Origin of the sequence: Salipaludibacillus aurantiacus (assembly GCF_900111295.1) — a bacterium.
Lineage (GTDB): Bacteria > Bacillota > Bacilli > Bacillales > Salisediminibacteriaceae > Salipaludibacillus > Salipaludibacillus aurantiacus.
On record NZ_FOGT01000001.1, the window covers coordinates 345,018 to 369,652 of the forward strand.

General features: G+C 41.4%; 28 protein-coding genes. All 28 read right to left on the minus strand.

Features of this window, described 5'->3' with window-relative positions:
• Positions 1 to 127: 127 nt before the first annotated feature.
• Positions 128 to 1,408: a SpoIVB peptidase gene (gene spoIVB, locus BMW59_RS01725; protein ID WP_093047279.1), complete on the minus strand. Its 1,281-nt coding sequence runs from the start codon at positions 1,406 to 1,408 to the stop codon at positions 128 to 130.
• A 139-nt stretch (positions 1,409 to 1,547) separates the two neighbouring features.
• Entirely contained in the window at positions 1,548 to 3,278 is a 1,731-nt protein-coding gene (gene recN, locus BMW59_RS01730) for a DNA repair protein RecN (RefSeq protein ID WP_093047280.1), read from the minus strand.
• A gap of 41 nt (positions 3,279 to 3,319) precedes the next feature.
• The gene (ahrC, locus tag BMW59_RS01735; protein ID WP_093047281.1) at positions 3,320 to 3,769 is read right to left on the minus strand and encodes a transcriptional regulator AhrC/ArgR; all 450 of its coding nucleotides are present in this window, start codon (positions 3,767 to 3,769) and stop codon (positions 3,320 to 3,322) included.
• Between the two features lie 214 nt (positions 3,770 to 3,983).
• Positions 3,984 to 4,784, minus strand: a complete 801-nt coding sequence (locus BMW59_RS01740; protein WP_093047282.1) for a TlyA family RNA methyltransferase — start codon at positions 4,782 to 4,784, stop codon at positions 3,984 to 3,986.
• Positions 4,785 to 4,788: 4 nt separating this feature from the next.
• Entirely contained in the window at positions 4,789 to 6,678 is a 1,890-nt protein-coding gene (dxs, locus tag BMW59_RS01745) for a 1-deoxy-D-xylulose-5-phosphate synthase (protein WP_093047283.1), read from the minus strand.
• Positions 6,679 to 6,697: 19 nt separating this feature from the next.
• Complete coding sequence (locus BMW59_RS01750) at positions 6,698 to 7,303, minus strand: CNNM metal transporter family protein (RefSeq protein WP_093047284.1); 606 nt, start codon at positions 7,301 to 7,303, stop codon at positions 6,698 to 6,700.
• 766 nt (positions 7,304 to 8,069) lie between these two features.
• Positions 8,070 to 8,942 carry a polyprenyl synthetase family protein gene (locus BMW59_RS01755; RefSeq protein ID WP_093047349.1) on the minus strand — a complete coding sequence of 291 codons (873 nt, stop codon included), beginning with the start codon at positions 8,940 to 8,942 and terminating at the stop codon, positions 8,070 to 8,072.
• 22 nt (positions 8,943 to 8,964) lie between these two features.
• Positions 8,965 to 9,198, minus strand: coding sequence for an exodeoxyribonuclease VII small subunit (xseB, locus tag BMW59_RS01760; RefSeq protein ID WP_093047285.1), 234 nt, complete (start codon positions 9,196 to 9,198; stop codon positions 8,965 to 8,967).
• Positions 9,191 to 10,564 carry an exodeoxyribonuclease VII large subunit gene (gene xseA, locus BMW59_RS01765; RefSeq protein WP_093047286.1) on the minus strand — a complete coding sequence of 458 codons (1,374 nt, stop codon included), beginning with the start codon at positions 10,562 to 10,564 and terminating at the stop codon, positions 9,191 to 9,193. Before xseA ends, xseB begins: the two co-directional genes overlap by 8 nt.
• A 12-nt stretch (positions 10,565 to 10,576) precedes the next feature.
• Positions 10,577 to 11,428, minus strand: coding sequence for a bifunctional methylenetetrahydrofolate dehydrogenase/methenyltetrahydrofolate cyclohydrolase FolD (gene folD, locus BMW59_RS01770; protein ID WP_093047287.1), 852 nt, complete (start codon positions 11,426 to 11,428; stop codon positions 10,577 to 10,579).
• Positions 11,429 to 11,512: 84 nt separating this feature from the next.
• A complete protein-coding gene (gene nusB / locus BMW59_RS01775) occupies positions 11,513 to 11,920 on the minus strand; it encodes a transcription antitermination factor NusB (protein ID WP_093047288.1) in 408 nt (135 codons plus the stop codon).
• 181 nt (positions 11,921 to 12,101) lie between these two features.
• Positions 12,102 to 12,518 (minus strand): Asp23/Gls24 family envelope stress response protein, encoded by a 417-nt coding sequence (locus BMW59_RS01780; RefSeq protein WP_093047289.1) that lies wholly within the window; start codon positions 12,516 to 12,518, stop codon positions 12,102 to 12,104.
• 20 nt (positions 12,519 to 12,538) lie between these two features.
• Positions 12,539 to 13,897: an acetyl-CoA carboxylase biotin carboxylase subunit gene (gene accC / locus BMW59_RS01785; protein ID WP_093047290.1), complete on the minus strand. Its 1,359-nt coding sequence runs from the start codon at positions 13,895 to 13,897 to the stop codon at positions 12,539 to 12,541.
• A gap of 12 nt (positions 13,898 to 13,909) precedes the next feature.
• Entirely contained in the window at positions 13,910 to 14,425 is a 516-nt protein-coding gene (accB, locus tag BMW59_RS01790; protein ID WP_093047291.1) for an acetyl-CoA carboxylase biotin carboxyl carrier protein, read from the minus strand.
• Between the two features lie 408 nt (positions 14,426 to 14,833).
• Positions 14,834 to 15,157: a hypothetical protein gene (locus BMW59_RS01795; protein ID WP_093047292.1), complete on the minus strand. Its 324-nt coding sequence runs from the start codon at positions 15,155 to 15,157 to the stop codon at positions 14,834 to 14,836.
• Between the two features lie 344 nt (positions 15,158 to 15,501).
• Positions 15,502 to 16,113: a SpoIIIAH-like family protein gene (locus BMW59_RS01800; RefSeq protein WP_093047293.1), complete on the minus strand. Its 612-nt coding sequence runs from the start codon at positions 16,111 to 16,113 to the stop codon at positions 15,502 to 15,504.
• Positions 16,110 to 16,781 (minus strand): stage III sporulation protein AG, encoded by a 672-nt coding sequence (spoIIIAG, locus tag BMW59_RS01805; RefSeq protein WP_245732898.1) that lies wholly within the window; start codon positions 16,779 to 16,781, stop codon positions 16,110 to 16,112. Before spoIIIAG ends, BMW59_RS01800 begins: the two co-directional genes overlap by 4 nt.
• Positions 16,778 to 17,425, minus strand: a complete 648-nt coding sequence (spoIIIAF, locus tag BMW59_RS01810; protein ID WP_093047294.1) for a stage III sporulation protein AF — start codon at positions 17,423 to 17,425, stop codon at positions 16,778 to 16,780. The genes spoIIIAG and spoIIIAF overlap by 4 nt, the downstream gene beginning before the upstream one ends.
• A gap of 24 nt (positions 17,426 to 17,449) precedes the next feature.
• Complete coding sequence (gene spoIIIAE / locus BMW59_RS01815; protein WP_093047295.1) at positions 17,450 to 18,625, minus strand: stage III sporulation protein AE; 1,176 nt, start codon at positions 18,623 to 18,625, stop codon at positions 17,450 to 17,452.
• Positions 18,622 to 19,029 (minus strand): stage III sporulation protein AD, encoded by a 408-nt coding sequence (gene spoIIIAD, locus BMW59_RS01820; protein WP_093047296.1) that lies wholly within the window; start codon positions 19,027 to 19,029, stop codon positions 18,622 to 18,624. The genes spoIIIAE and spoIIIAD overlap by 4 nt, the downstream gene beginning before the upstream one ends.
• Positions 19,030 to 19,043: 14 nt before the next feature.
• On the minus strand, positions 19,044 to 19,250 hold the full coding sequence (gene spoIIIAC, locus BMW59_RS01825) for a stage III sporulation protein AC (protein ID WP_078577011.1): 207 nt from the start codon (positions 19,248 to 19,250) through the stop codon (positions 19,044 to 19,046).
• A gap of 22 nt (positions 19,251 to 19,272) precedes the next feature.
• Positions 19,273 to 19,785 carry a stage III sporulation protein SpoIIIAB gene (gene spoIIIAB, locus BMW59_RS01830; protein ID WP_093047297.1) on the minus strand — a complete coding sequence of 171 codons (513 nt, stop codon included), beginning with the start codon at positions 19,783 to 19,785 and terminating at the stop codon, positions 19,273 to 19,275.
• Positions 19,782 to 20,711, minus strand: a complete 930-nt coding sequence (spoIIIAA, locus tag BMW59_RS01835) for a stage III sporulation protein AA (RefSeq protein WP_093047298.1) — start codon at positions 20,709 to 20,711, stop codon at positions 19,782 to 19,784. The genes spoIIIAB and spoIIIAA overlap by 4 nt, the downstream gene beginning before the upstream one ends.
• Before the next feature lie 297 nt (positions 20,712 to 21,008).
• The gene (locus BMW59_RS01840; protein ID WP_093047299.1) at positions 21,009 to 21,416 is read right to left on the minus strand and encodes a hypothetical protein; all 408 of its coding nucleotides are present in this window, start codon (positions 21,414 to 21,416) and stop codon (positions 21,009 to 21,011) included.
• A 422-nt stretch (positions 21,417 to 21,838) separates the two neighbouring features.
• The gene (gene efp / locus BMW59_RS01845) at positions 21,839 to 22,396 is read right to left on the minus strand and encodes an elongation factor P (RefSeq protein ID WP_093047300.1); all 558 of its coding nucleotides are present in this window, start codon (positions 22,394 to 22,396) and stop codon (positions 21,839 to 21,841) included.
• Between the two features lie 35 nt (positions 22,397 to 22,431).
• On the minus strand, positions 22,432 to 23,499 hold the full coding sequence (locus tag BMW59_RS01850; protein WP_093047301.1) for a M24 family metallopeptidase: 1,068 nt from the start codon (positions 23,497 to 23,499) through the stop codon (positions 22,432 to 22,434).
• Positions 23,496 to 23,930, minus strand: coding sequence for a type II 3-dehydroquinate dehydratase (aroQ, locus tag BMW59_RS01855; protein ID WP_093047302.1), 435 nt, complete (start codon positions 23,928 to 23,930; stop codon positions 23,496 to 23,498). Before aroQ ends, BMW59_RS01850 begins: the two co-directional genes overlap by 4 nt.
• A gap of 162 nt (positions 23,931 to 24,092) precedes the next feature.
• A complete protein-coding gene (locus tag BMW59_RS01860) occupies positions 24,093 to 24,590 on the minus strand; it encodes a YqhR family membrane protein (protein WP_093047303.1) in 498 nt (165 codons plus the stop codon).
• Between the last annotated feature and the right edge of the window lie 45 nt (positions 24,591 to 24,635).

Below are 24,635 nucleotides of genomic sequence, written 5' to 3' on the forward strand. Positions count from 1 at the left end.
ATACGTTTAATGCTGCTGATTTGTCGAAAATTATTTGGTTGTATTATACCATAATTTATCTGCAAAGACGTCTAAATATTATAAAAAAAGCACCACCTCTCTGGTGATGCTTTTTTAACCACTATATTTAACCTGCTTTTTTCTGTTCGCTTTTTTCTAAATCAATTCCTGCATCTTTTAACATCCATTCTATATGGCAGCCGTAACCGGATGTCGGGTCGTTAACAAAAACATGTGTCACAGCTCCTACTATACGCCCATTTTGAATAATGGGACTTCCGCTCATACCCTGGACAATTCCTCCTGTTTTGTCCAGAAGTTCTTCGTCGGTTACTTTTATGACGAGCCCTTTAGTCGCAGGTGACTGCTGAGGGGTACTGCTTATAATTTCAATATCAAAACGTTGCACTTCCTCACCGTCAACTACGGTGTAAATTTCTGCAGGTCCTTCTTCTATCTGGTGAGCCAATCCTATTTCCACTGGATCCATCCACTCTTCGTTACGTGCTTCGTCATGCATCTTTCCAAAAATACCAAAGCTAGTATTTTTAGAAATATTACCTAACACTTTTCTGTCATTAGAAAACCTTGCTAATTTCTCGCCTGGCTCTCCAGTTAATCCTTTTTCAATTGAAGTCACATCCGATCGGATTATTTCTCCATTCCCTACTTCGATCGGTTCTTTTGTTTCCATATCGGATATGACGTGTCCTAAGGCTCCGTAATTTCCTGACTCCGGTTCGTAGAAAGTCAGTGTCCCCACTCCAGCAGCGGAATCTCTTATAAATAACCCAAGATGGAACCGAGGGTCTCCTTTACCTTTTACGGGAGTTAGCTCTTTTTTCATTATTTTGCCATCTCTTTTTATTTTAAAAGAAATCGGCTTATTCTGTTCGCCCGCTTCTTGAACTAATGGCTGTATATCATTCATACTGCTAATATTAATTCCATTCATTTCTATAATGCTGTCTCCTACACGAATATCTGAAGCTTCTCCAGGAGATACTTTACCTGCATCAGTATCCATTAAATGATGGCCTACTACTAATACTCCATCCGTTTTCACTCTTACTCCAATTGACTGACCGCCGGGAATAACTTTCAATTCAGGGTAAACTGACACATCCATTGCTTTTAATGGCAGCCCTTTTATTCCCATGCTGACGGTGCTTTCTGATGAACTTAACGCTTCCATCACAGAGTTGTCTTCTTTATTTGATATAGCAACAGAAGAATCATCATAATTCAAAACGGATACCGCATTTGGGATATCGTATGTCTGCCCTTCAAAAATTGCAATGTTATGCGGGATCTGGAGATAATTTTGTAAAGGCGGATAGAATGCAGCAGAGAACAAAATCGCAAGGAGAAGTATTCCTGTCGTTTTTCGTACCCATCCAAAGTTCAAACTTATTCACTCTCCTCGTCTCTAACCTTCACCTCCACCATGGCTGTAATACTAATTTTGCCTTTAAACCGATCATTTATAACTTTAAGCAAAGAAAAAAACTAACCTCTTTTGGTTAGTTTTTTCATGGAAAGTCCAATTATTTTTTTGACCTTTCTGCCTGTTTAAGTAATTCTGTTGCGTGCTGCCTGGTCAAATCAGTAATTTCAACACCTGAAATCATCCGGCTGATTTCTTCTGTTTGTTCTTCCAGAGTTAACGGACGCACACTTGTACTCGTTCTTCCTTTATTCTCACTTTTTGAAATAAAAAGGTGAGTATCTGCCATAGCTGCCACTTGTGGAAGATGAGTAATACACAAAACTTGCGATCCGATCGATACATGGTGTATTTTTTCAGCAATGGCCTGTGCCACTCTGCCGCTTACTCCGGTATCAACTTCGTCAAAAATAATTGAAGTAACCCCTTCATGGCGGGCGAGAATCGATTTCAAAGCCAAAATCATTCTGGAAATTTCACCGCCTGAAGCAACTTTTGCCAAAGGTTTTAAAGGTTCACCTTTATTTGTGGCGACCATAAAGGAAATAGTGTCCATTCCTGACCGGCTAAAAGGGAAAGATTTCAATAAGTGCTGACCATCTGAAATAACACCAGTATTTGGATTTTTAAAATCAATTTCAAAAACAGTATCCTTCATGTACAAGTCCTTGAGCTGTTTTTGTATCGCTTTTTTTAATTTACCGGCATGGTCTTTCCGCAATTTTGTTAAATGCTCTGCTTCTACCACTAAATCTTTTGCAATTGATACAAGTTCATTTTCCCATTCTGCAAGCCGCTGTTCCCGGTTTGTCAAAGTATCAATTTCTTCTTCCAGCGAAGAGGCATACTCCAGGATGTCATTTACCGACTCACCGTATTTTCTTTTTAATTGGCTCAATTCACTCAACCTGGATTCAATAATATTTAAACGGTCAGGATCAAACTCAATATTTTCGTAGTAGTCCCTTAAAGAGAAGGACGTTTCTTCAAGGAGATAATAACAGTTTGTGACCGTTTCTTTAAGTGTATGTAAATTCTCATCCAGCGCTGCTGCTTCTTCAATCTGATTCATTGCAGCCATTATCCACTCCAGACCCTTGCCGTCTCCGTATAAAGACTCATAGGTCCCATGGACAGTTCTGTATAGCTCTTCACTATTATCCAGCCGTTTTTTTTCTTCTTCCAACGCTTCGTCTTCATTAGCCTGTAAAGCAGCTTTTTCAATTTCATTGTACTGGTACTGAATCAGGTCCAGCCGCTGAGCCATTTGCTGTTCATTTTCTGTAATTTGAAGAAGCTGTTCCCGCTTTTTTAAAAATTGCTGATAAAGCCTTTCATACTCTTTCTTAGGCTTATCAATAGACGATTCGGCATAACGGTCCAAAAAGGAAAGGTGCTTATCCGCCTGAAGTAATTTCTGGTGCTCGTGCTGACCGTGAATATCAACGAGCATCTGTCCAACTTCCCTTAATACCGCTAAAGTAATAAGCTTCCCGTTAACCCGGCAGATGCTTTTGCCCTGGGTAGTAATTTCACGGCGCAGTACCACTGTTTCTTCCTCCTCAGGCCTGATCCCCAATTCAGCCAGCAAGTCAGATAATTCACTGGACACAGACGACTCAACTGAAAATAAACCTTCTATTTCTGCCCGTTTACTTCCATGACGGACGAAATCAACTGATCCTCTGCCGCCGATCAGTAGTCCTATCGCGTCAATAATAATCGATTTTCCAGCACCTGTTTCACCCGTTAAGACAGTCAGTCCTTGATCAAATGAGACAGACACTTCATCTATAATTGCAAAATTCCGAATTGATAATTCCATCAACATTCTATTCACCTTCTTAAACTGGGTTGTCGATGCTGAGTCATTTATAGCATTTGTAAGAATTTCTCACTGATTGGTTCAGTATCCTTTTCATCACGGCAGATAATCAGGATAGTATCATCTCCGCTTATATTTCCCATTATTTCTTCCCAGTCTAAATTATCAATTAACGCTCCTACAGCATTCGCATTCCCGGGCAGCGTTTTTAATATAATCATGTTATTCGTATGGTCAATAGACACAAACGAATCCATGAGAGCCCTCTTTAATTTTTGAAGAGGATTAAACCTTTGATCTGACGGTAAGCTGTATTTATACCTTCCATCAATCATAGGAACTTTTACAAGATGCAGTTCTTTAATATCTCTGCTCACAGTCGCCTGAGTGACGTTATAACCGGCAGACCTTAACTGATCAACGAGATGATCCTGGGTTTCTACATCCTGATTGGCAATAATTTCTCTGATTTTAATATGTCTTTGTCCTTTATTCATAAATGATTTCCTCCACTAATTGTTGTTGTTTCCTAATTGTCATTATAAAGGATGCCTTATAAATATACAATTCATGTATAAAACAAATTAGTGAACATGGTAACAGATGCCGCTTACATAGTTGTTTTCCTTTAACTTCCTTTACTAAACATCCTGTTGTTTTTGTCCATAAAAAAGAGGCAGTCCGATAAAGCCTTCTGCCTCAAAATCCTGGCTATTGGTGCGCTCGGGAAACAACCTCTTTAATTTCCTCTTCAGGAAAAATCTCACCTGGTTCATTAGTGCCGCACAAATAAATCAGAAATTCAATGTTCCCTTCTCCTCCGCGGATGGGGGAGGAAGTCAGTCCTTTAACTGTATAATTTAATTGTTCACAGTAACGGACCATTTCTTCTACAACTTTCAGATGAATCTTTTTGTCTCTAATAATTCCTTTTTTGCCGACCTCATCCCGCCCAGCTTCGAATTGGGGTTTGATCAAAGCGGCAATTTGGCCGTCTTCTGCCAAAATTTTTTTTAACACTGGGAGAATTAATTTTAATGAGATAAAGGACACATCTATAGTTGCAAAGTCAGGCGCGCCTTTAATAAAATGTTCAGGCTCGGCATACCTGAAATTCGTTCTTTCCATTACTACTACGCGTTCGTCCTGTCTTAATTTCCAGGCAAGCTGGTTATACCCCACATCAAGAGCATAAACGAGACGTGCCCCTTCCTGAAGGGCACAGTCCGTAAATCCTCCTGTAGAAGCGCCGATATCAAGCATAACTTTATCCGTTAAGTCGAGTCCGAATGCCTCAATGGCCCGCTTGAGTTTTAAGCCTCCCCGGCCCACATAAGGCAAAGCCTCGCCTTTTAACCTGAGCTCTGTATCAGGACTGACTTTTGTACCCGGCTTGTCTATTCTTTCACCGTCCGCCAGCACTAATCCAGCCATTATTGTCCGTTTTGCCTTTTCACGCGTTTCAATTAAGCCTTTTTCCACCAGTAATACATCTATACGCTCTTTTTTCATAAGATTATGCCCGCTGCCTCTTTCTAGGAAGCATCTGTTCAACGGCAGATGCGACATTCTGGGAAGTTAAGCCGATTTCCTCAAGCAATTGCGGCACACTGCCGTGCTCAATATACCGGTCCGGGATGCCCATGCGTTCTACTACCATCGAATGGAAATGGTTTTCATGGAAATACTCAAGTACCGCACTGCCAAACCCGCCCAGTAATGCCGTTTCTTCCAAAGTCAGCACAGGGCGTTCCTGTTTGGCCAGTTCCGTCAGTTTGGCATCATCCAATGGTTTAATTGACCGGGCATTTACTATTTCAACATTAATGCCTTTTTTCTCAAGCTGTTCAGCAGCTTCCATAGCTACAGGGATCATCGTACCAAAAGTAAGAATAGACAAGTCGCTTCCTTCTTTTAGAACTTCCCATTCTCCTAAAGGAATTTGTTTCAGCTCTTCATCCATTTTCACACCAAAACCGCCCCCTCTCGGGTAACGGACAGCAATAGGTCCATCATCGTGCATGACACCAGTATAAATCATGTGCTGCAGTTCATTTTCATCTTTAGGATTAAGGATTTTCATATTTGGAAGGTGCCGTAAATATGAAATATCAAATACTCCCTGATGCGTTTCACCGTCTGCTCCAACAAGACCGGCTCTGTCAACAGCAAAGAATACATTCAGGTTCTGGCGGCAGACATCGTGTACCAGCTGGTCATACCCCCGCTGCAAGAATGTTGAATAAACTGCAAACACAGGTTTCATTCCCTGAGTTGCCAACCCTGCAGACATTGTAGTGGCATGCTGTTCAGCTATCCCTACATCGTACATACGATCGGGAAACTCAGCAGCGAATGTATCAAGTTTTGTGCCCCCGGGCATTGCCGCTGTAATCGCTACGACCCGTTTATCATCTTTAGCAATTCGTTTAAGTGTATTAGCAAATACGCCGCTGTAGCTTGGAGGCCCTGGTTTTTTCACAACTTCCCCTGATTCAATTTTGTATGGACCAAGGCCGTGCCATGTCCCTTTCGCATCATTTTCTGCAGGGGCGTAGCCTTTACCCTTTTTCGTAATAACGTGGACAAGCACAGGACCTTTCGTTTTGTTTGCGTAAGTAATATTACTCTTTAAATCCTCAAGATCGTGACCGTCAACAGGTCCTAAATAAGTAAAACCAAGTTCTTCGAAAAACATTCCTGAAACAAGTAAATATTTTAAGCTGTCTTTAACCCGCTCTGCCGTTGCAGCAAGCCTGCCTCCAAAAGCAGGGATTTTCTTAATAAGCATTTCCAGATCATCTTTTGCCCTCTGGTACTTACCTGCTGTCCTCATGCGGCCGAGCATTGTATTAATAGCCCCTACGTTTGGAGCGATCGACATTTCATTATCATTTAATATGACAACCATGTCAGTTTGTTCATGTCCAATATGGTTAAGCGCTTCCAACGCCATACCTCCGGTTAAAGCACCGTCGCCAATCACAGGTATAACACTCTCATCAGTACCCTTTAAGTCTCTGGCAAGAGCCATACCCATTGCTGCGGACAATGAGGTTGAACTGTGACCCGTTTCCCAAACGTCATGTATGCTTTCAGAGCGTTTTGGGAAGCCGCACAGGCCTTGATATTGGCGAAGCTTGTCGAACTGGCCTGCTCTGCCTGTCAAAATTTTATGAACGTAAGCCTGGTGGCCCACATCCCAAATAAACTTGTCTTTCGGACTTTCAAATAATTGGTGAAGAACAAGCGTCAGTTCAACCACTCCGAGGTTTGGCCCCAGATGTCCTCCTGTAGAAGAAAGGTTTTTAATTAGAAAACTTCTGATCTCTTCAGCAAGGTCTTCCAGATCTTTGTTGCTGCATTCTTTTAAAAAGGTAGGTTCTTTTATGCTAAGCAAATCCAAGAAAAACCCTCACTTTCTGTTATTTTTTGATATTTTTCTTCTTTTTTCGTTTATTTCCTTTAAAAATAGTTATTCTCAATTTTACCTCTAAAAAGTAAAATAATCTACCCACATAGGAAATGATCTCTGTAGAATATTGTATGGCCAAGGTTTTACCGACAGATTTCCCGCCGACAGTGAGGGCTGCTACTACACTGGTAAACAGTACAGAGATAACAAACTGCACTGTGGATCCTTCTCCGTAACCCATTTGCAAAGCAAGGTGAAGAACGACATAAGCTGAAGCTGTACCACTGATTATACCCGCAATATCCCCAATAACATCATTTGTAAAATTGGAAAAACGATCTGCATTTCTCGTAATTAACATAGCTTGTTTTGCACCTTGAACCTTTTCAGAGGCCATAGCGTGAAACGGCTTCTCATCTGCTGCAGTGGCCGCTACTCCTATCGTGTCGGAAACGACCCCTGTCAATACGATAACAAAGACTATCAGCATGCCTGCCCCCCATGCAACACCGCTCAGCAGGGCAGTGGAGACAATTGAAAAAATAGCCGCCAGCACAAAGGTGATAACGGCTATAATTAAACTCCAGTGCAATGATTTCTTCATTGAATTTCTCATCTATAATCAACGTCTTTCTGCTTATAAAGATTAACATGCGGCCTTTGTTTGAAAATTCTGAACCAAATTGCTCTCTTCCATGTAAATTATACCCTGTTTCCCAATATGTAAACGGCGAGTGGTCATTCAAAGAGTAAAAACTGCGTCTTAGGTCCAGTAGGTTTTCCCAAGCGGGTACTCCCGCGTCGCCGCAGGAGCGGTTTCCCTTTAAACCCGCCTTGACGCTGTCGCCAGACGCCAGACTGGATTACCACTTAGAACGCACTATAATCCCCTTTAAATGTCCTGTGGAACAGTCTAGGAGTTTTCCCCGGCAGTTCTTATACATTCTCTATCCTCTTTTGCAGAAATGATTTCATATGGATGATTGCTCTACAACCTAGCATCCATAATCCCCTCACTTTCCACTCAAGGCAGGCTACGCTGCTCACAAGTTCCCATACTTGCGAATGCAGGTTCATACCCTTACACATAGTCGCCGCCGGGTGCGGGACCACATGGAAGGGCCTCCGCGGCTGCAGGGTCATCGCCCACATGCCATTGTGGATCGCCCTACAGCCTTTACTCCCAGTCAGGACCCAAGGCTGGGCGCCTCAAGCCAAGACTAGGAACTTCATCGATGTGCCCTTTAGCGGATTTTTAGGCCCGCTTTCGAGAATGGAGAACCGACTAGAATACTGCACCACTCACCTAAATAATTATACCATGTTTGCACAGGTCAGACAACTTACAGACCTTTGTCAGTTGAGCCATTAATTCTCAAATTTTAATTGCTTCTCGTCCCTATATAATCGGCAAGATCTTTAAGGATTGTTTTGTCCATATTGACCTGTTCGAGGTGGAATTTGGCTTCATCCAAATGGTAAGCTAACTTTTCTTTTGCTTGATTCAAGCCTAGTATTTTCGGGTACGTATTTTTATCGTTCGTTTCATCGCTTCCTGTCGGCTTTCCTATCTTTTCCTCATCACCCTCTACATCGAGAAGGTCATCTTTAATTTGAAAAGCTAAACCGAGATGTTTTCCAAACAACTTAAGCTCCTCGACTTCTTTGTCGGTGGCTTTTGAAAGTATCGCGCCGCATTCAAGAGAAAGTGCCAAAAGGTCTCCAGTTTTTCTGTGGTGTATCTGCTGCAGCTGCTCTAATTCCAGCTCTTCTCCTTCAGCTTCCATATCTTCCACCTGGCCACCAACCATCCCTGAAGGTCCTGCTGCCTCAGAAATGATACTTACGAGCTTTATTTTTTCTTTATGATCCACATCTTTTAAGTCTGCCACCACTTTAAAGCTGTGAGTTAATAATCCATCCCCGGCGAGAATTGCAAGAGCTTCCCCGAAAATTTTATGGTTTGTCGGCTTTCCTCTCCGCAAATCGTCATCATCCATAGCAGGCAAATCATCATGAATAAGTGAGTATGTATGGATCATTTCAATTGCACATGCTACATGATAGCCGGATTCGGTGATGTTTCCAAACCCGCGCATAGTAGCAAGAAGCAGGACAGGCCGAATTCTTTTCCCTCCAGCTTCCAATGAATAGATCATTGCTTCTTTTAAAGAAGCAGGAGCATTCAGCTGCTCAATAAAAGATATTAACCTTTTGTCTATTTCCTGTTTTTCATTTTGGATGAATTGATGCATAGATAATGGCCTTTTCACAGGTTTACGACTCCTCTTCCACTTGAAAAGTACTAATTTCTCCATCTTCTGAAAGTACTTCGGTCATCTGCTTTTCGACCTTCTGCAGCCGGTCATGGCACTCCTTGGACAGCTTCATTCCTTCCTGGAACATCGAGATAGCTTCCTCTAAAGGGACATCACCTTTTTCCAGTTTTTCGACGAGTCCTTCCAGGCTTTTCATTGATTCTTCAAAAGTTAAAGGTTCTTTCTCATTCATTTACAATTCCTCCATCATTCAAATTCTTACCCGGTGATTGGCTTTTAACTTCACACTGGAGTTTTCCATCCGCCAGTTGAACGGACAAGCGGGAATGTACAGGAGCCTGATTAATATGCTTAACAAGCTGATTTTCTTCATTATATACGAGACTGTATCCTCGCTCCATGATCTTTAAGGGACTGAGAACGTCCAGTTTGGATATCTGGAGAGAGAGACGATGTTTCTGTTCTTTTATTTGTTCCGAGACACCTCTCTTTAAAGCCTCTTCCAACTGGCTGAGCTGCTTTGCCTCCTGTCTGACTCTGTCTTGAGGGTGTAAAGAAATTAAGCGCTGGTTCAGCCTGTCCAGCTGATCTTTTTTCTTATCCAGCAGTCTCCCCGACTCCCTTACAAGCGCTTCATGGACTCTGTCCAGGTCCTGTTCTTTCTGTTCGAGTAATTGTTTTGGATAACGAAAAGCATAAGAGCGTGTTAAAAATGACAGGCGTTCTTTTTGCTGATTCATGAGTGTTTTCATCGCCCGGGTCAACCGGACTTTTCGCTCGTATACATGGGTCAGCAGTTCTTTTATATCAGGCACAGCAAGTTCAGCCGCTGCTGTTGGAGTCGGAGCACGTAAATCTGCCACAAAATCACTTATTGTAATATCAGTTTCATGTCCAACAGCTGATATAATTGGAAGTTCGGACCGGAAAATAGCTTCAGCAACGACTTCTTCATTAAACGCCCATAACTCTTCAAGGGAGCCGCCTCCTCTTCCGGAAATAATTACATCGAACCGTCCGGCTTCGTTTGCTTGCCTGATCGCCCGTGCAATTGATCCAGGGGCATCAGGCCCCTGAACCAGGACTGGCAATAAAGTGACTTTAGCAAGCGGGTAACGGCGTTTCAAAGTGGTAATAATGTCTCTTACAGCAGCTCCTGTCGGAGAGGTAATAACAGCGATTGAGTTTGGTACAGCAGGAACCTGCTTTTTTTTCTCCTTGGCAAAATACCCGGCCATTTCCAGCTTTTTCTTCAGCTTTTCAAATGCGAGGTAAAGATTTCCTATGCCATCCGGCTGCATTTCTTTAACATAGAACTGATATTGCCCATAGGGCTCATAGACAGATATATCCCCGCGAACAAGCACACGCATTCCGTCTTCAGGCAGAAACTTCAGAAAGCGGTTATTCCCTGCGAACATTACAGACTGCACTCTCGATTTTTGGTCTTTTAATGTAAAATACATATGCCCGCGGCTATGGCGCTTAAAATTGGAGATCTCAGCCCGGATCCATACGTTCTGGATGCCCGGTTCTCTATCAAGCAGATGCTTTATTTTCTGGGTTAAATCACTTACGGTCAGAAAGTTATGATTCATTAAAGAGGCCCCTTATTCCACAGTTCTTTTTGCTGATAATATCGTATTATGTAACAGCATGGTAATTGTCATTGGTCCAACCCCGCCCGGCACAGGCGTTATATAGGAAGCTACTTCTTTGGCATGGTTATAGTCAACATCACCAATCAGTTTACCTTCGTCATTTCTGTTAACGCCAACATCAATAACGACAGCTCCCTCTTTAATATCATCTGCAGTGATAAAGTGGGCCTTGCCTACAGCAACGACGAGAATGTCAGCCGATCGTGTGATCTCTCTCATATTTTTAGTGCGGGAATGACAATAAGTGACAGTGGCGTTTTCATTTAATAAAAGCTGGCCAACCGGTTTTCCTACAATATTACTGCGCCCTACTATTACTACATGTTTGCCTTCTATATCTATTTGTTTGGATTTAATCATTTCAACTATTCCAAATGGCGTACAAGGCAAAAATGCTTCCTGCCCGATCATCATTCGTCCAATATTAATAGGATGAAAACCATCGACGTCTTTTTGAGGATCAATGGCTTCTATGACTTTCTTTTCAGATATATGATCCGGAAGCGGCAGCTGGACAAGGATACCATGAATATGATCAGCGTTGTTTAACTGGTCAATTTTTTTAAGCAATTCCGATTCGGAAATAGTGTTCGGTACTTCGTCCAGTTCTGAATGGATCCCTGTTTCTTTACACGCCCGCTGCTTTGCACGTACATAGGATTGGGATGCCGGATCTTCACCTGCAAGGATGACGGCAAGGCCAGGTGTCACTCCTTTTTCTTTAAGAAGATCTGTTTCCTTTTTCATTTCCATTCTCTTTTCCTGTGCAAGTTCTTTACCTGAAATGACTATTGCAGACATAAAGACTCCCCCTTGACATTTTTTATAAAAACTGAATTCACCCGGTTCCCCGCTGTAAAAGCAGGCACTTAAGCACGTGTGTCTTCAGCTTTCAAGCATTTTTGCTACCTTTGACAGCACACCATTTGCAAATTTACCTGGTTCTTCTTCTCCTGTAAATCCTTTTGCTAAGTCGATTGCTTCGTTAATACTTACATTGACAGGTATGTCATTTTCATATTTCATTTCATATACAGCCATTCGTAAAATAGCCCGGTCCACTCTGGAAATTCTGGAAAGTGTCCAATGTTCCAAAGCTCCCTGTATCAATCTGTCTATTTCTTCCAAATGGGTAGTTGTACCTTTTACCAGGGATTCGAAAAAAGGGTTATTCCTGTAATCCTCTTCATCTTCTTCCAACACAGATGCCATCGCCTCAGTCGGTGAGACCTCTGTCATTTCGATCTGGTATAAAGCCTGTACAGTTCTGATTCTTGCTAATCTGCGGTTCATTCAAATTTCTCCTTTTATTGCACCAAATGTGTAAAATGGTACGATCTTACTTATCATTATTACTTGTTTATAGTATGCCCTCTTAGATGATAGCATATCTTTTATGTCGAATACAGATTATCCAAATATATGCCGGGAGAAAAAAAGCGCCTCAAAAGTTTATCACTTTTGAGGCATCCTTTTATATTCCTTGTTCTTTCTTTGGAGCTTCTGATTCATTTTTATCTTCAAAGTGCACTCCCACCACGTGAACATCAACAGATAAAACGTTTATAGCTGTCATATTTTTTAAAGTCTGCACAATGTTTTCCTGGACTTTATGGCACACGTCCGGAATAGAAACCCCGTAATTTGTAATGAGAAAGACTTCAATATTTACACCGTCATCCCCCAGGTCAACTTTCACGCCTTTTCCATGTGAGCTTTTCCTGCCTAATCTTTCTGCTACACCGGAAGCAAAGTTACCCCGCAGCATGGCAACGCCATCAAGCTCTGAAGCTGCAATTCCTGCGATTATTTCTATTACCTCAGGAGAAATCTCAACTTTTCCTAAATCGCTTTTATCTTCCGACATATGAATTAAATGATTTTCCGACATATTGATCCCCCTTCTATCCGTTAATTGTCTTCCTCTTTTAACGAATAAGTTTCTAAAAATTTTGTATTAAAATCGCCCCCGACAAACACTTCATGATTAAAAAGGCGTAAATGAAACGGAATGGTTGTATCAACCCCGTCTATTACAAATTCTTCGAGGGCTCTTTTCATTTTGGCCATAGCCTCTTTCCGGTCTTTCCCGTAAGTAATGACTTTAGCTATCATTGAATCATAGTAAGGAGTAATTGTATACCCAGGGAAAGCGGCGCTGTCAACCCTTACTCCCAAGCCGCCAGGAGGCAGATACATCGTAATCTTTCCTGGCGAAGGGATAAAGTTTTTATCAGGGTTCTCAGCATTAATACGGCATTCAATAGCCCACCCGTTAAAGGTGACCTCATCTTGAGTATAGGAAAGCTTTTCTCCTGAAGCAACTAAAAGCTGTTCTTTAATGATGTCTATTCCAGTAACCATTTCAGTTACAGGATGTTCAACTTGAATCCTTGTATTCATTTCCATAAAGTAAAATTTCTTTTCTCTATGGTCGTATATAAACTCAATTGTTCCTGCTCCTGTATACTCTACAGCCTGAGCAGCACGGACAGCAGCCTGTCCCATTTCCTCCCGGATATTCTGATCCAGAGCAGGGGAAGGTGTTTCCTCTACCAGCTTTTGCAATCTCCGCTGAATCGTACAGTCCCGTTCACCCAAATGGATGACGTTCCCATGGGAATCTGCCAGCACCTGAATTTCTACATGACGAAAATCTTCAATGTATTTTTCAAGATAGACACCTGGATTTCCGAAGTTAGCCTGTGCTTCTTTCTGGGTCACGGAAATACCTTTACGAAGCTCACTCTCATTATGAGCAACTCGTATTCCTTTTCCTCCGCCCCCCGCAGTTGCTTTAATAATTACGGGGTAACCAATTTCTTCAGCTATTTTCACCCCGTCATCAGGGGTTTCAATAATCCCTTTTGAGCCTGGGACAACCGGAACTCCTGCTTTCTTCATCACCGTTCTTGCGACATCTTTAGTTCCCATCTGGCTGATCGCCCACGGGCTCGGACCGATAAAAGTGATGTTGCATGCGGCGCATATTTCTGCAAAGTCAGCATTTTCTGCTAAAAAACCATAGCCAGGGTGGATTCCATCTACTTCCGTTAAAGTTGCTACACTCATAATGTTAGTAAAATTAAGGTAGCTGGACGCCGCAGATACAGGTCCAATACAATACGCTTCATCTGCCAATCTGACATGAAGCGCATCATGATCTGCTTCTGAATAAACAGCTACTGTTTCGATATCCAACTCTTTACAAGCACGTATAATTCGGACTGCTATTTCTCCCCTATTTGCAACAAGAACTTTTTTTAACATGGACGTCATCTCCTACTCCGGCTTCACTAGGAACAGTTCCTGGCCGTATTCTACTAATTGCCCATTCTCTACAAGGATATCGACAATCTCGCCCTTTACTTCAGATTCTATTTCGTTCATAAGCTTCATTGCTTCAACTATACAAACGACACTGTCCTGGTTCACCTTGTCTCCTTTTTTCACATAAGCAGAAGAATCAGGGGAAGGTGCTTCATAAAAAGTCCCTACCATCGGCGATGTAATCGTATGTAAATTTTCATCAGGCTCTGCCGTTTTCTCGTCATTCTTTGCAGCTGGTTCAGAAGCGGCTGGTTTTTCTGCCGGTTCCTGCTTTACTGGCGATTCAGCCTCGGGGACTTCAGCCGGTATGGACTTTGCTGGCTCTTGCAGGGAAACGCTCTGACTGAGTGGCTGTTCAGAATATTTTTTCATTGTTACTTTAGAGCCGTTCTGCTCAAATTTAAATTCGTCAATACTTGATTCATCAATTAGCTTAATTAATTCACGGATTTCCTGAATTTTCATCATACTCCACACTCCATTCATAATTTTTAAGTTCTGTTAAGAACATGTTGTTTTTTAATATACGCTTGCACTCTGAACCAGCAGGGAGCTTCATTTGCCGGTGCACTCTTATCTAGGCTTACCCAGGACTTGCTAAGCCTTCGCTCACTTTTCAGCTGGAAGCGAAAAAGCTGTATACATTTAGTTAAATCAACATGCAAGTAAACACACACTTAATTTTTAAATAATGATTATAAAAGTTGGAAAATTCCATCTACTTAAGGCATGTCTTATGACGTAGTCCTAAAAAATATGCTACCGCAAATCTTAGTAAATGGGAACCTTTTTTTCTCTGGTTCCGGTCTGCCCTCGGCATATCAGGAAAGTCCTTTCTTGTCAGGCAGCTTGTACGGAAGAGCTCCTTTCAAAAAGTTATTCTTCCGGAATTTTATACTCTCTGAATACAGGAAAGTCAGAAAGGTTCTCAGGAATTTTCCCATTCTCCAGAAGGATAATTTTAACAGTATTTTTATTTCTTGCCATATGATACTTTTCATTATACTCGTTTTCAGCAGTAAATTTCTTTAAACTTTGATAATCTTCCTCTTGAATTGAGACAGGCTCTCCATCTCCTGCTTCTTCTTCCGATTGTTTATAGCCGACATCAAATTCTACAATCTGAATTTTGTCATTTTTTATATTTCTCGTTTGTTCTAAAACAGCTTTTGCACCTTCAGTAAGTTCTGACCATTCCATTTAAATCTCTCCTTAATAAATCAATATACTTAAAAATCTTTATCCAATTGGGTATTATACCACCTGCTGAAACAAAAATCATTTATTCCTCTAACTAACATATACTTTCACTCTTCCCTTGCCAACCCCCCGTTAATCAGTACAATGAAAAATTGACTTGTTGTCTGCCTCCCGGAAAGTACAGGTTTTAACCGGTATACTTTATTATAGCGCCTTTAAACTTCGAGAAGTAGATATTATTTTATTAATAACCGGCTGACTCTCCCTTAAAATATAAAAAGATGCCCTAGACGGGAACGATTACCGTCTAGGCATCTCTCTTAATTTATTTTTAAAAGTGTTTTTTACTCATTCCCAGGGTGAAAGCCGACTCTGACAGTTTCTATACCTAAATGTTCATAGGCGAGCTGATTGATCTCCACCACCTGCTCTGTTGTCAAATCACTCGCTTTTACGTAGATGTTTACTTGATCATTGTCAGCCATCACAAGAGCGTCTTCATACCCTTTGGAACGTATAATAGTTTCGATCATTTCTTCCTGCTGTGACATCGCTTGGAGAGCTTCTATTTTTTCAAGTGCTTCCACCTGGATTTCCGGGTCTGTTTCTGTATTTATAATCACATTAGTATATTCTTCATTTAATTTGCCGCGTGAATCCTGTCTTTGCAGACGTATTGAGTCAAACATCTCATCCGGGTTCATTTGCGGCGCTAATGCCCCTTCACCAAGTACCTCTTCTGCATCTTCAATTTCAACGAAGGAAATGTCCTCTCCTTCCACCCATTCGAACCCCAGATCACCTTCAAGGCTGTTTAGGCTGTCCTGGTCTTCTTCCATATCGGTCATTGCTGTTTGCGGATCCTGAATCTGATCCATTGAAATGTAATATACAGATAAAACAATAATTAAACTTAGCATTGTAAGCAACCAGACTGTCTGTCTTTTTAAAATCATGAGACGTCCTCCTTTTGTTTTCTTGGCATGACAGAGACTCTGTGGGACGGGATATCAAGAACTCTGCTGACAGCCTCAACTACCCAGGTCTTAACTTGTATATTGTCAACTCCATTTGCAACTATAAGCACTCCGCTTATTTCAGGTTTTTTCTGCTGGATAATCAGCGGTTCTTCCTTATCTCCGCTTCTGACAATGACAACTTGTTCATCTTTGGAAGTATCTGTTACTTCTCTTGTTCCGCCTTCCCGATCTGTTTCCTCAGTGTGCTGTTCCTTTGTTTGCTCATTTTTTTCATAAATATTTTTACTGGAGCCCGCGGTATTCACCATGACAGTTACATTTGAAACCCCCACCACTTCTTCTAAAGCCTGCTTCAATTGTTTTTCATAATAAGCTTCAAACTCATCTTTCAGGCCTTTGTCTTCTGCCTTATTTTCAGATTTAAAAACCGCCGTCTCTTTTTCCTCCTCTCCGTTACTTTCCGCCTCCAGTGCAGTTATCACGGGTTCTGACGCTTCTTCCTTTTGTAAAAAACTTCCAATCAACATCATAAAAACCCCGATAAGAATCAACACAATAAAATAGCTTAAGCGGACCTTTTTCCCTTTTTTATTATTTAATGAAAAGGAGTGGAACAATGACTTTTCTGATGAGTTCTTTTTCACCTGTTATCCCCTCCTTTTTCTTGAACCAGAATAAGCTCTGCTGGTACTTCCCATATTTCTGCTAAGCGCATCTCCATAAGTTTCTTCCCCTCCGTATCCTCCTTTTTCTCTGATGAAGCTCCCTCACTCTTTATCTCTATGGGCTCAATAAATATGCCTGTCTCTTCTTCACTTTCACTTTCTTCATTCTCAGCCGGATCGGGAGACTGAACAGTGACAGAAATGCCAGTTAAATTGTCCAGGTCCGGCTGGCTGTGCAGCGAGTTAAAAGAAATTTCAATGTCGGTTATTTCTTTATTGAATTCCTTAAGAATGGGGGAATAGGCTTCTCCCTTCAGTTGGACAGCCACTTGTTCAGAAATATATGCAAGAGACACTGTTTCTATTTCTGTTTTTTCAAGTTCGTCCAAATCCCCTTTTTCAAGATTGACTTCCTGCCCCCATTTATCAATTTGCTTCACTATATTTTCTGCATCTTTGTTGAAAATTGCTAATACAGGCTGGAGCATCACAACGAGGATCATCAGCCCGACAACCAGCTTGACATACCGGTGCGTAGAAGAGCTGGGAAGCATAAGTTCAAGTATCGTAGCAAATAAAACAAGCATGATTATATTGCTGATCCAGCTGGTGACAACTCCCATGCTCTCCCCTCCCGTTTTAGGCTGTTATCTGAGCATGACAGATAAATTGCCTGATATTATCATGATTGTGACAGATAAAAAGAACATTAAAGAAACTGCTGCTAAGGCTGCAAAAATGAATAAAACATTCTTTCCAATGATTGAGAGGCAATCAATGATCGGGCCGCCCCCGAGAGGCTGAAGGACAGCCGCTGAAAATGAATAAATGACAGCTATCGCCAGCACTTTTAACGCTGGGAAAATGCATATAATAAGTAAAACAAGAAGCCCAAGGACGCCTATAGTGTTTTTTAACAGTAAAGAAGCACCCATGACGGTTTCCGCTGCGTCAGTAAACATTCGCCCTACAACCGGAATAAAGTTCCCGGTGATGAATTTGGCTGTTTTCACCGCGATGCCATCTGTTACTGCGGCCGTGGCTCCTTGCACAGAGAGGACCCCAAGGAAAACAGTTAAAAAGATTCCCAGTCCTCCCACCGCTATATTTCTAAGTAAATTTGCAAGTTTTGATACTTTATAATGGTCAGTCATCGTACTTACAATGGCTAATAAAGTAGACAATAATAAAAGAGGAAGAATGAAATACTGGATAAACAGCCCGCTACTATGGACAATAAACATGACGATCGGGTGAAAGAGCGCGACAGAAGTGACACTTCCCACTGTTGCCATCAATACCAGTATTAAAGGGATTAAAGAAACCATAAAATGGCTCATTGTTTCTATGGTTGATTCTGCCAGCCCCATGGCGACATAAAAACTGTTTAAAGCGATAATGAGAAGCACCATATATGTCATCGCGTAAGCGACTTTACTGATTTTATATTTTTCAAAAGCCTGCTGAAGATTCATTAATACCATGCTGAACACTGTGAGCAGTATTAATGTTCCAAGCAGTTTACCATGAGCGAGTATTTCATGAAAAAAGAATTTCACAAAACCCAGCGTCCATTCTTTTATTGAGAAACCTTCGTTTCTGTTAAAAAGGTCAGTGAAACTCTCCTTTTGTATTTCCGGCAGAAACCCGTCATATTCTATTCTTACCTCATCCCAAAAGTCGCTGATTTCTTCTAAATTAAGCTCGGACATTTGCTTTTCCATCAGGTCTTTTTCACTTAAATGATCCTGCTCCTCTGCTGAGCTTGTCCCTCCGGGGATAAAGAAAAAAGCCAAAAGAAAAACAATAAAAAGTTTATTCATGACAGGTCCCCCATAGCTGCCGGTATCAGCGTTAATATAGTTTCAATGATTACCGAGATGATAGGGATGGCCATAATCATTATCAATACCTTTCCTGCAAGTTCAATTTTAGTCGCTATAGCTCCCTGTCCGGCATCCCGTGCAATTTGTGCACCAAACTCGGCAATATAGGCTATGCCGATTATTTTAAAGATGGTCTGCACATATACGAGATTTATATTTGCATTAGCAGCGAGCTCCTCTATCATCTGAATCATTACGGCTATTTTATCTATTAAAAATAAAAAGATAATGATACCGGTAAATACAGTGAGAAGAAATGCAAACACCGGTTTATGCTCTTTCACAACTAAAGCAAGGAAGGTGGTAATCATTCCTAAACCTACTATTTGAATGATTTCCATATGTTCGTCCTCCCTCAGCTCTGGAATAGAAATACACTTCTGATTTTTTGAAACAGATCATCGATGACGGTTGCCACCATATACAAGACAACCACAAAAGCAATTAAAGTGACCCAGTTTGCAATTTCTTCTTTTCCCATTTGCTTTAAGACGGTATGAATCATAGCCACTACAATTCCTACCCCTGCAATCTGAAAGATCAAGCCCACATCATAATTCATGGATTTCCCCCTTACTCTTACATTAGAGCAGCATAATAACGAGCAATAATCCTCCCAGAATACCTAAGCTCCTGTACATTGACTGATATTTACGCTGCGCTTCCCACGCCATGGTTTCCATATTGTTTAAATAAGATTGTGCCAGCTGAATTTGCTTTCTTTGACCCTGGATGTCCTGTTGTCCCAGTGACTGGCCAAACTGTCTCAGAATCTCTATATCTTTTTCATCGAGATCAACACGGGATTTCCATAAATCCAATTCCTGTTCCCATGCTTCAGCTGCCGGTTCCCGCTTTGTATCCAAACGTTCAGCCACCTGCAAAAAGAAATCTTTTGCCGGAGAAGGAAGCTGTCTGGCAACCTGATTTAAAGCCTGGGATAAAGGAATCATTGCAAAAGCGACTTCAGTATCAAGTGTTTCCAGAGCTACTTTTATATGCCTTAACAATTTAGTTCTTCGTTCAAGCCTGCCGGAAAGCTCCCATCCGGCACATGCTGAAGCGAGAATTATGAGCGTGGCTCCTGCCCACATCATTGGGTAATCACCACGTTTGCTGACAGTCTCTCGCCGTTTAGCTTTCTGATGGTCCCTTTTCTTCCAATTCCCGTCAGTTCTATCAGGGAGTCGAAAGCATGCTGCTCTATTAGCGTTTTAATTGCAGGTCTTCTTTTTACATCGCTGACAGAATGCCCATGTACTGTGGAAATGACTGTTACACCGGCGTGTACAGCTTCCATTACTGCTTTGACATCTTCTTCCCGCCCAATTTCGTCCACGATGATCACTTCCGGGCTCATGGATCGTATCATCATCATCATGCCTTCCGCTTTAGGACAAGCATCAAGAACATCTACTTTCGTCCCGAAATGGTGCTGGGGGACTCCTCTCACACATCCGGCTATTTCGGAACGCTCATCGATTATAGCTACTGTTTTTGGCGGGATACTTTTTTGCGACATGCCTGTGCTTATCTGTCTAGCCAAGTCTCTAAGGAGAGTCGTCTTACCAGTTTTGGGCGAACCGACTATGAGTGTGTTCATCCATCGGCCTTTTTGATACATGTGCTGAATGTAAGGGGAACAGACGCCAAGCTTTTCTTTTGCAATTCGGATATTAAAGGAACTGATTTCCCGAAGACCTTTAACCTCCCCTTTTTCAACCACGACCCGTCCGGCAATCCCGACCCGGTGACCGCCGGAAATGGTAATGTATCCCCTTCTCAGTTCTTCCTCAAGACGGTATAACGAATGCTGGCTTAATAAGGACATCATCAATGCGGATTCCTTTTCAGAAAACACCGGCGGGGGACCGTTATAGCCAGACACGGGTTTTGTACTGACAACTTCTACAGGCTTTCCGATCCGTAATCTTATTTCTTCTATCCACATCCAGTCTTCCTGAGTACCAATGTTTAAGTATTTTTTAATCGTCTCAGGCACGATTCTTAAGATTTCATCCATTTTCCCAACCTCTTTTCAGACAAGTCATTTGTTCCATAATGGTTGTCTAAGAAAAATATATGTACTCCTGTCCTATTTATGACACTTTCAACAGAGAGCCCATTTTTATTGGTTGTAAGCAGCTGAGACAGCGGTTATATAATTGCCTTTTCCAGCGGAAGCCTGACTTTAAATAGAAAATTTGGATTGCATAGCCTCTGATCCAAAAGTGATAAATCTTTCATTATCTCTAAGCACAAAAAAAGACCCGAAAGGCCGGTTAAATTAGGCCTTACGGATCTTCATTTACAGGTATTTTTACCGTTGAAGCTGGGATCTGACGACTTCAGAAAGATGCTGGTCATCTTCCATCCATTCTTCAAAAGAGGCTCTGTCAGCGCAAAATGATCCAATTTCTTTCCCTTTTTCATACACCTCTACACAATAAAAGTCTTCCCAGTGCTGATGATATTTAATTTCCATACCTCCATTTAGCACATGTGAACGGTCCGGCTGATAAGTTTGAGCATTTTCTACTTGATGTACGTGATTTTTAACCAGTTCAGCCACTTCTTCTTCATCCCATTCTTCAAATTGACTAATGTCAGAACAAAAAGACCCTAAAGACTTTCCTTGTTTTGTGACTTCTACACAAATAACATACTCGGAAAAATAGTAATAGCCTGCTGTCACGTCATCAGAAATAGTTAAATATTTCTTTTCCACTCAAACCACCCTTTCCTTTTATAAGATAACTTTACATGATTTCGGAAAATTCTAAAAGTATTTTGCTCTTTTTTCTGCCAAAACATAGAGGCTGAATTACAGGTCCTTTATAAGTTCTGTACCACAACTTGTAAAACAATATTCCTCCGGTGAACGAAAGCGGGGACACCCGGTGGATATGCGCAGTCTGAAAATCCACTTCCCGTAGGAGTCCTTCGGGGAAGTTAGTTGAAGACAAGCCCTCCCTTCGCCGGGAGTAAAACGGCGATTAAAAGTACAAGCCCCTGGGCAAGCGTCCGCCCCTTGGATAAAAATCACTGCCTTTATACTTAGTCACAGTAATCTTTGTTAATTACAAAAGGAAAAAGCCGAAGAAATATCGTTAGATACAGCTTCGGCTTTTCTCTATGGCTATCATTGTATTAGCCTCTTGAAACGTATTTACCCTCTCTCGTGTCAATTACAAGGACATCTCCTTCATTTACAAAGAAAGGCACTTGCACTGTTAACCCCGTTTCCACTGTCGCAGGTTTAGTTCCTCCGGAAGCGGTGTCACCTTTAATTCCAGGCTCAGTCTCCGTAACAGTAAGGTGAACAGTTACTGGGACTTCTACTCCAAGTATTTCATCCTGATATTGAAGCACCTGCACTTCCATATTTTCTTTTAAGTACTTCAGCTGTTCACGGATCTGGTCACTCGTAAGTTCAATTTGCTCGTAACTGCTTGTATCCATAAATGCATGAGTCTCTCCACTGGAATATAAATATTGCATTTTATTGTTTTCCAAATGAGCTTTAGCCACTTTTTCACCAGCTCTGAAAGTTTTTTCCTGAATGCTTCCGTTTCTCATGCTTCTAAGTTTAGTACGGACAAAAGCTGCCCCTTTACCAGGCTTAACATGCTGGAATTCTATAACCTGCCAAATATCGCCGTCAACCTCAACTGTTAATCCAGTTTTAAAATCGTTTACTGAAATCATCTGATGTCCTCCTAAAAGATAAGTTAATTAGTTATTTATTCTCCGAGTATGAGTAATTCTTTTGTAGATTTAGAAAGAATATTATTTCCGTTTTCAGTAATTACAATATCATCTTCTATTCTTGTACCGCCTTTACCGGCAACATAAACACCTGGTTCAACCGTGACCACCATGCCCGGCTCTAATACTTTATCCGATCTGAAGGAAAGCCCCGGTCCTTCATGCACTTCAAGACCCATTCCATGACCGGTTGAATGGCCAAAGTATTCACCGTAGCCTTGCTGTTTAATATAATCCCGGGTAAGGGCGTCAGCTTCTTTACCTGTGATTCCCGCTTTAATTCCATTTACGCCTTTTAGCTGCGCTTCCAGTACAATATTGTATATTTTTCTTAATTCTTCGCCAGGTTCACCGACTGCCACCGTTCTCGTAATATCTGAACAGTACCCTTTATAGTAAGCTCCGAAATCCAGAGTGACCAGTTCCCCTTTTTCAATAACCTTTTCACTTGCTACGCCATGAGGGAGCGCCGACCGGTATCCGGAAGCGACAATAATATCAAATGAAGATGAAACCGCGCCCTGTTTTCTCATAAAGAATTCCAGTTCATTGGAGACATCTATTTCTTTAACGCCTGGACGGATAAAAGATTGGATATGAGTAAAAGCAGCGTCCGCTATATCGACCGCTTCCTGGATGACCTCTAATTCCTGAGAGGATTTAATAAGTCTCATATTTTCCACAAGACCGCTCACAGGGACAAACTCAGCTTTTAAAGTATTTTGATAGACATCATATTGACTGTATGTAAGATAATCTTTTTCAAATCCGAGATGGGCTATTCCCATTTTTTCCGCTTGCCTGGCCACTTCTTCATGAATAGGAGATGTATGCTCTACAATTTCAAATCCTTCTGTCTGGGCTTCAGCCTGCTCCACATAACGAAAATCAGTAATAAATTTAGCTTCTTTCTCTGATACTAAGGCTACTCCTGCAGTTCCTGTAAAACTTGTTAAATACCTGCGGTTATATTGGCTTGTTACAACCATACCGTCAATTTTATTTTTCTCAAACTGCTGGCGTAAATCGTTTAAGCGTGTCATACATTTTTCCTCCTCACCAAATAATCAATTGCCATTTCATAGCCTGCAGGTCCGAATCCGCTGATTTGCCCTCCAGAAACAGGGGCTATGACAGAGTTCTTTCTAAAATCTTCTCTGGCATGGATATTAGAAATGTGGACTTCTATTACCGGTACGTCAATACTTGCTACAGCATCCCTGATAGCATAACTGTAATGGGTAAAGGCCCCAGGGTTAATAATAATCCCGTCCATTTTTTCAGCAGCTTCATGAATCCAGTCGATCAGCTGCCCTTCCCAGTTAGATTGTTTGCATGTTACTGTAATTCCTTTTTTGCTGCCGTAATCTGCTGTTCTTTTCTCTATGTCTTTTAATGTTACTGTTCCGTAAATATCCGGTTCTCTTTTCCCCAGACGGTTCAGGTTTGGACCGTTTAATATGAGGATATCCATGTCACTTTCCTCCGATCATACTCTTTTAGCTGCAGTTCTGTTACTGTGAAAGATTTTTAAAACCTAAGAAATTCCGCCAGTACATGACAAAAGCCTTAAGTTTTAATTTTCTTAAAAGAATAAAAAAGAAGAATGTTCCAAAGAACATTCTATCACACGTCCTTACTCTTGAACAGTTGCCTCGTTTTGCCTGGACCTCTCATAATAGTCAAAGGATATAGAGTAACCGATAAAAAGCCCGTAAATAAGATAGAGCGAAAACGAGGTTACTAAAGTGTTAAAGTCCAGTACAGGTATAAAGTTTATTCCTTTAAATAAGGGATTCATTATGAAAAAAACCAGGAGCCACAAGGCGCCTCCAAATAAAAGACCCGGCCAGAATTTGTTTATTTTTGCAAATAACAAACGATACAAAAATGCCAAGCCGATTGATAAAACACCTATAATAACAACCCCTATCCATTGGCCTAACGGGCCTGTTTTCCATTCTCCCAAGGCCCATGGCATCAGTACGATTGCAGGTCCAAAAGAGATAAAATTAAAAAAATAGGCAATGTAGCCGATAACGCTCCATATTATTCCCCCAGCAAACCCTGTCACGGCAACTGAAGAGTTGAATGACGGGTTTTCATTTAAATGATTATCAGTTTTTTTTTCCATTTAATCTCACCTCATATACATTATCTCCAGAAAGTACAAATTTAT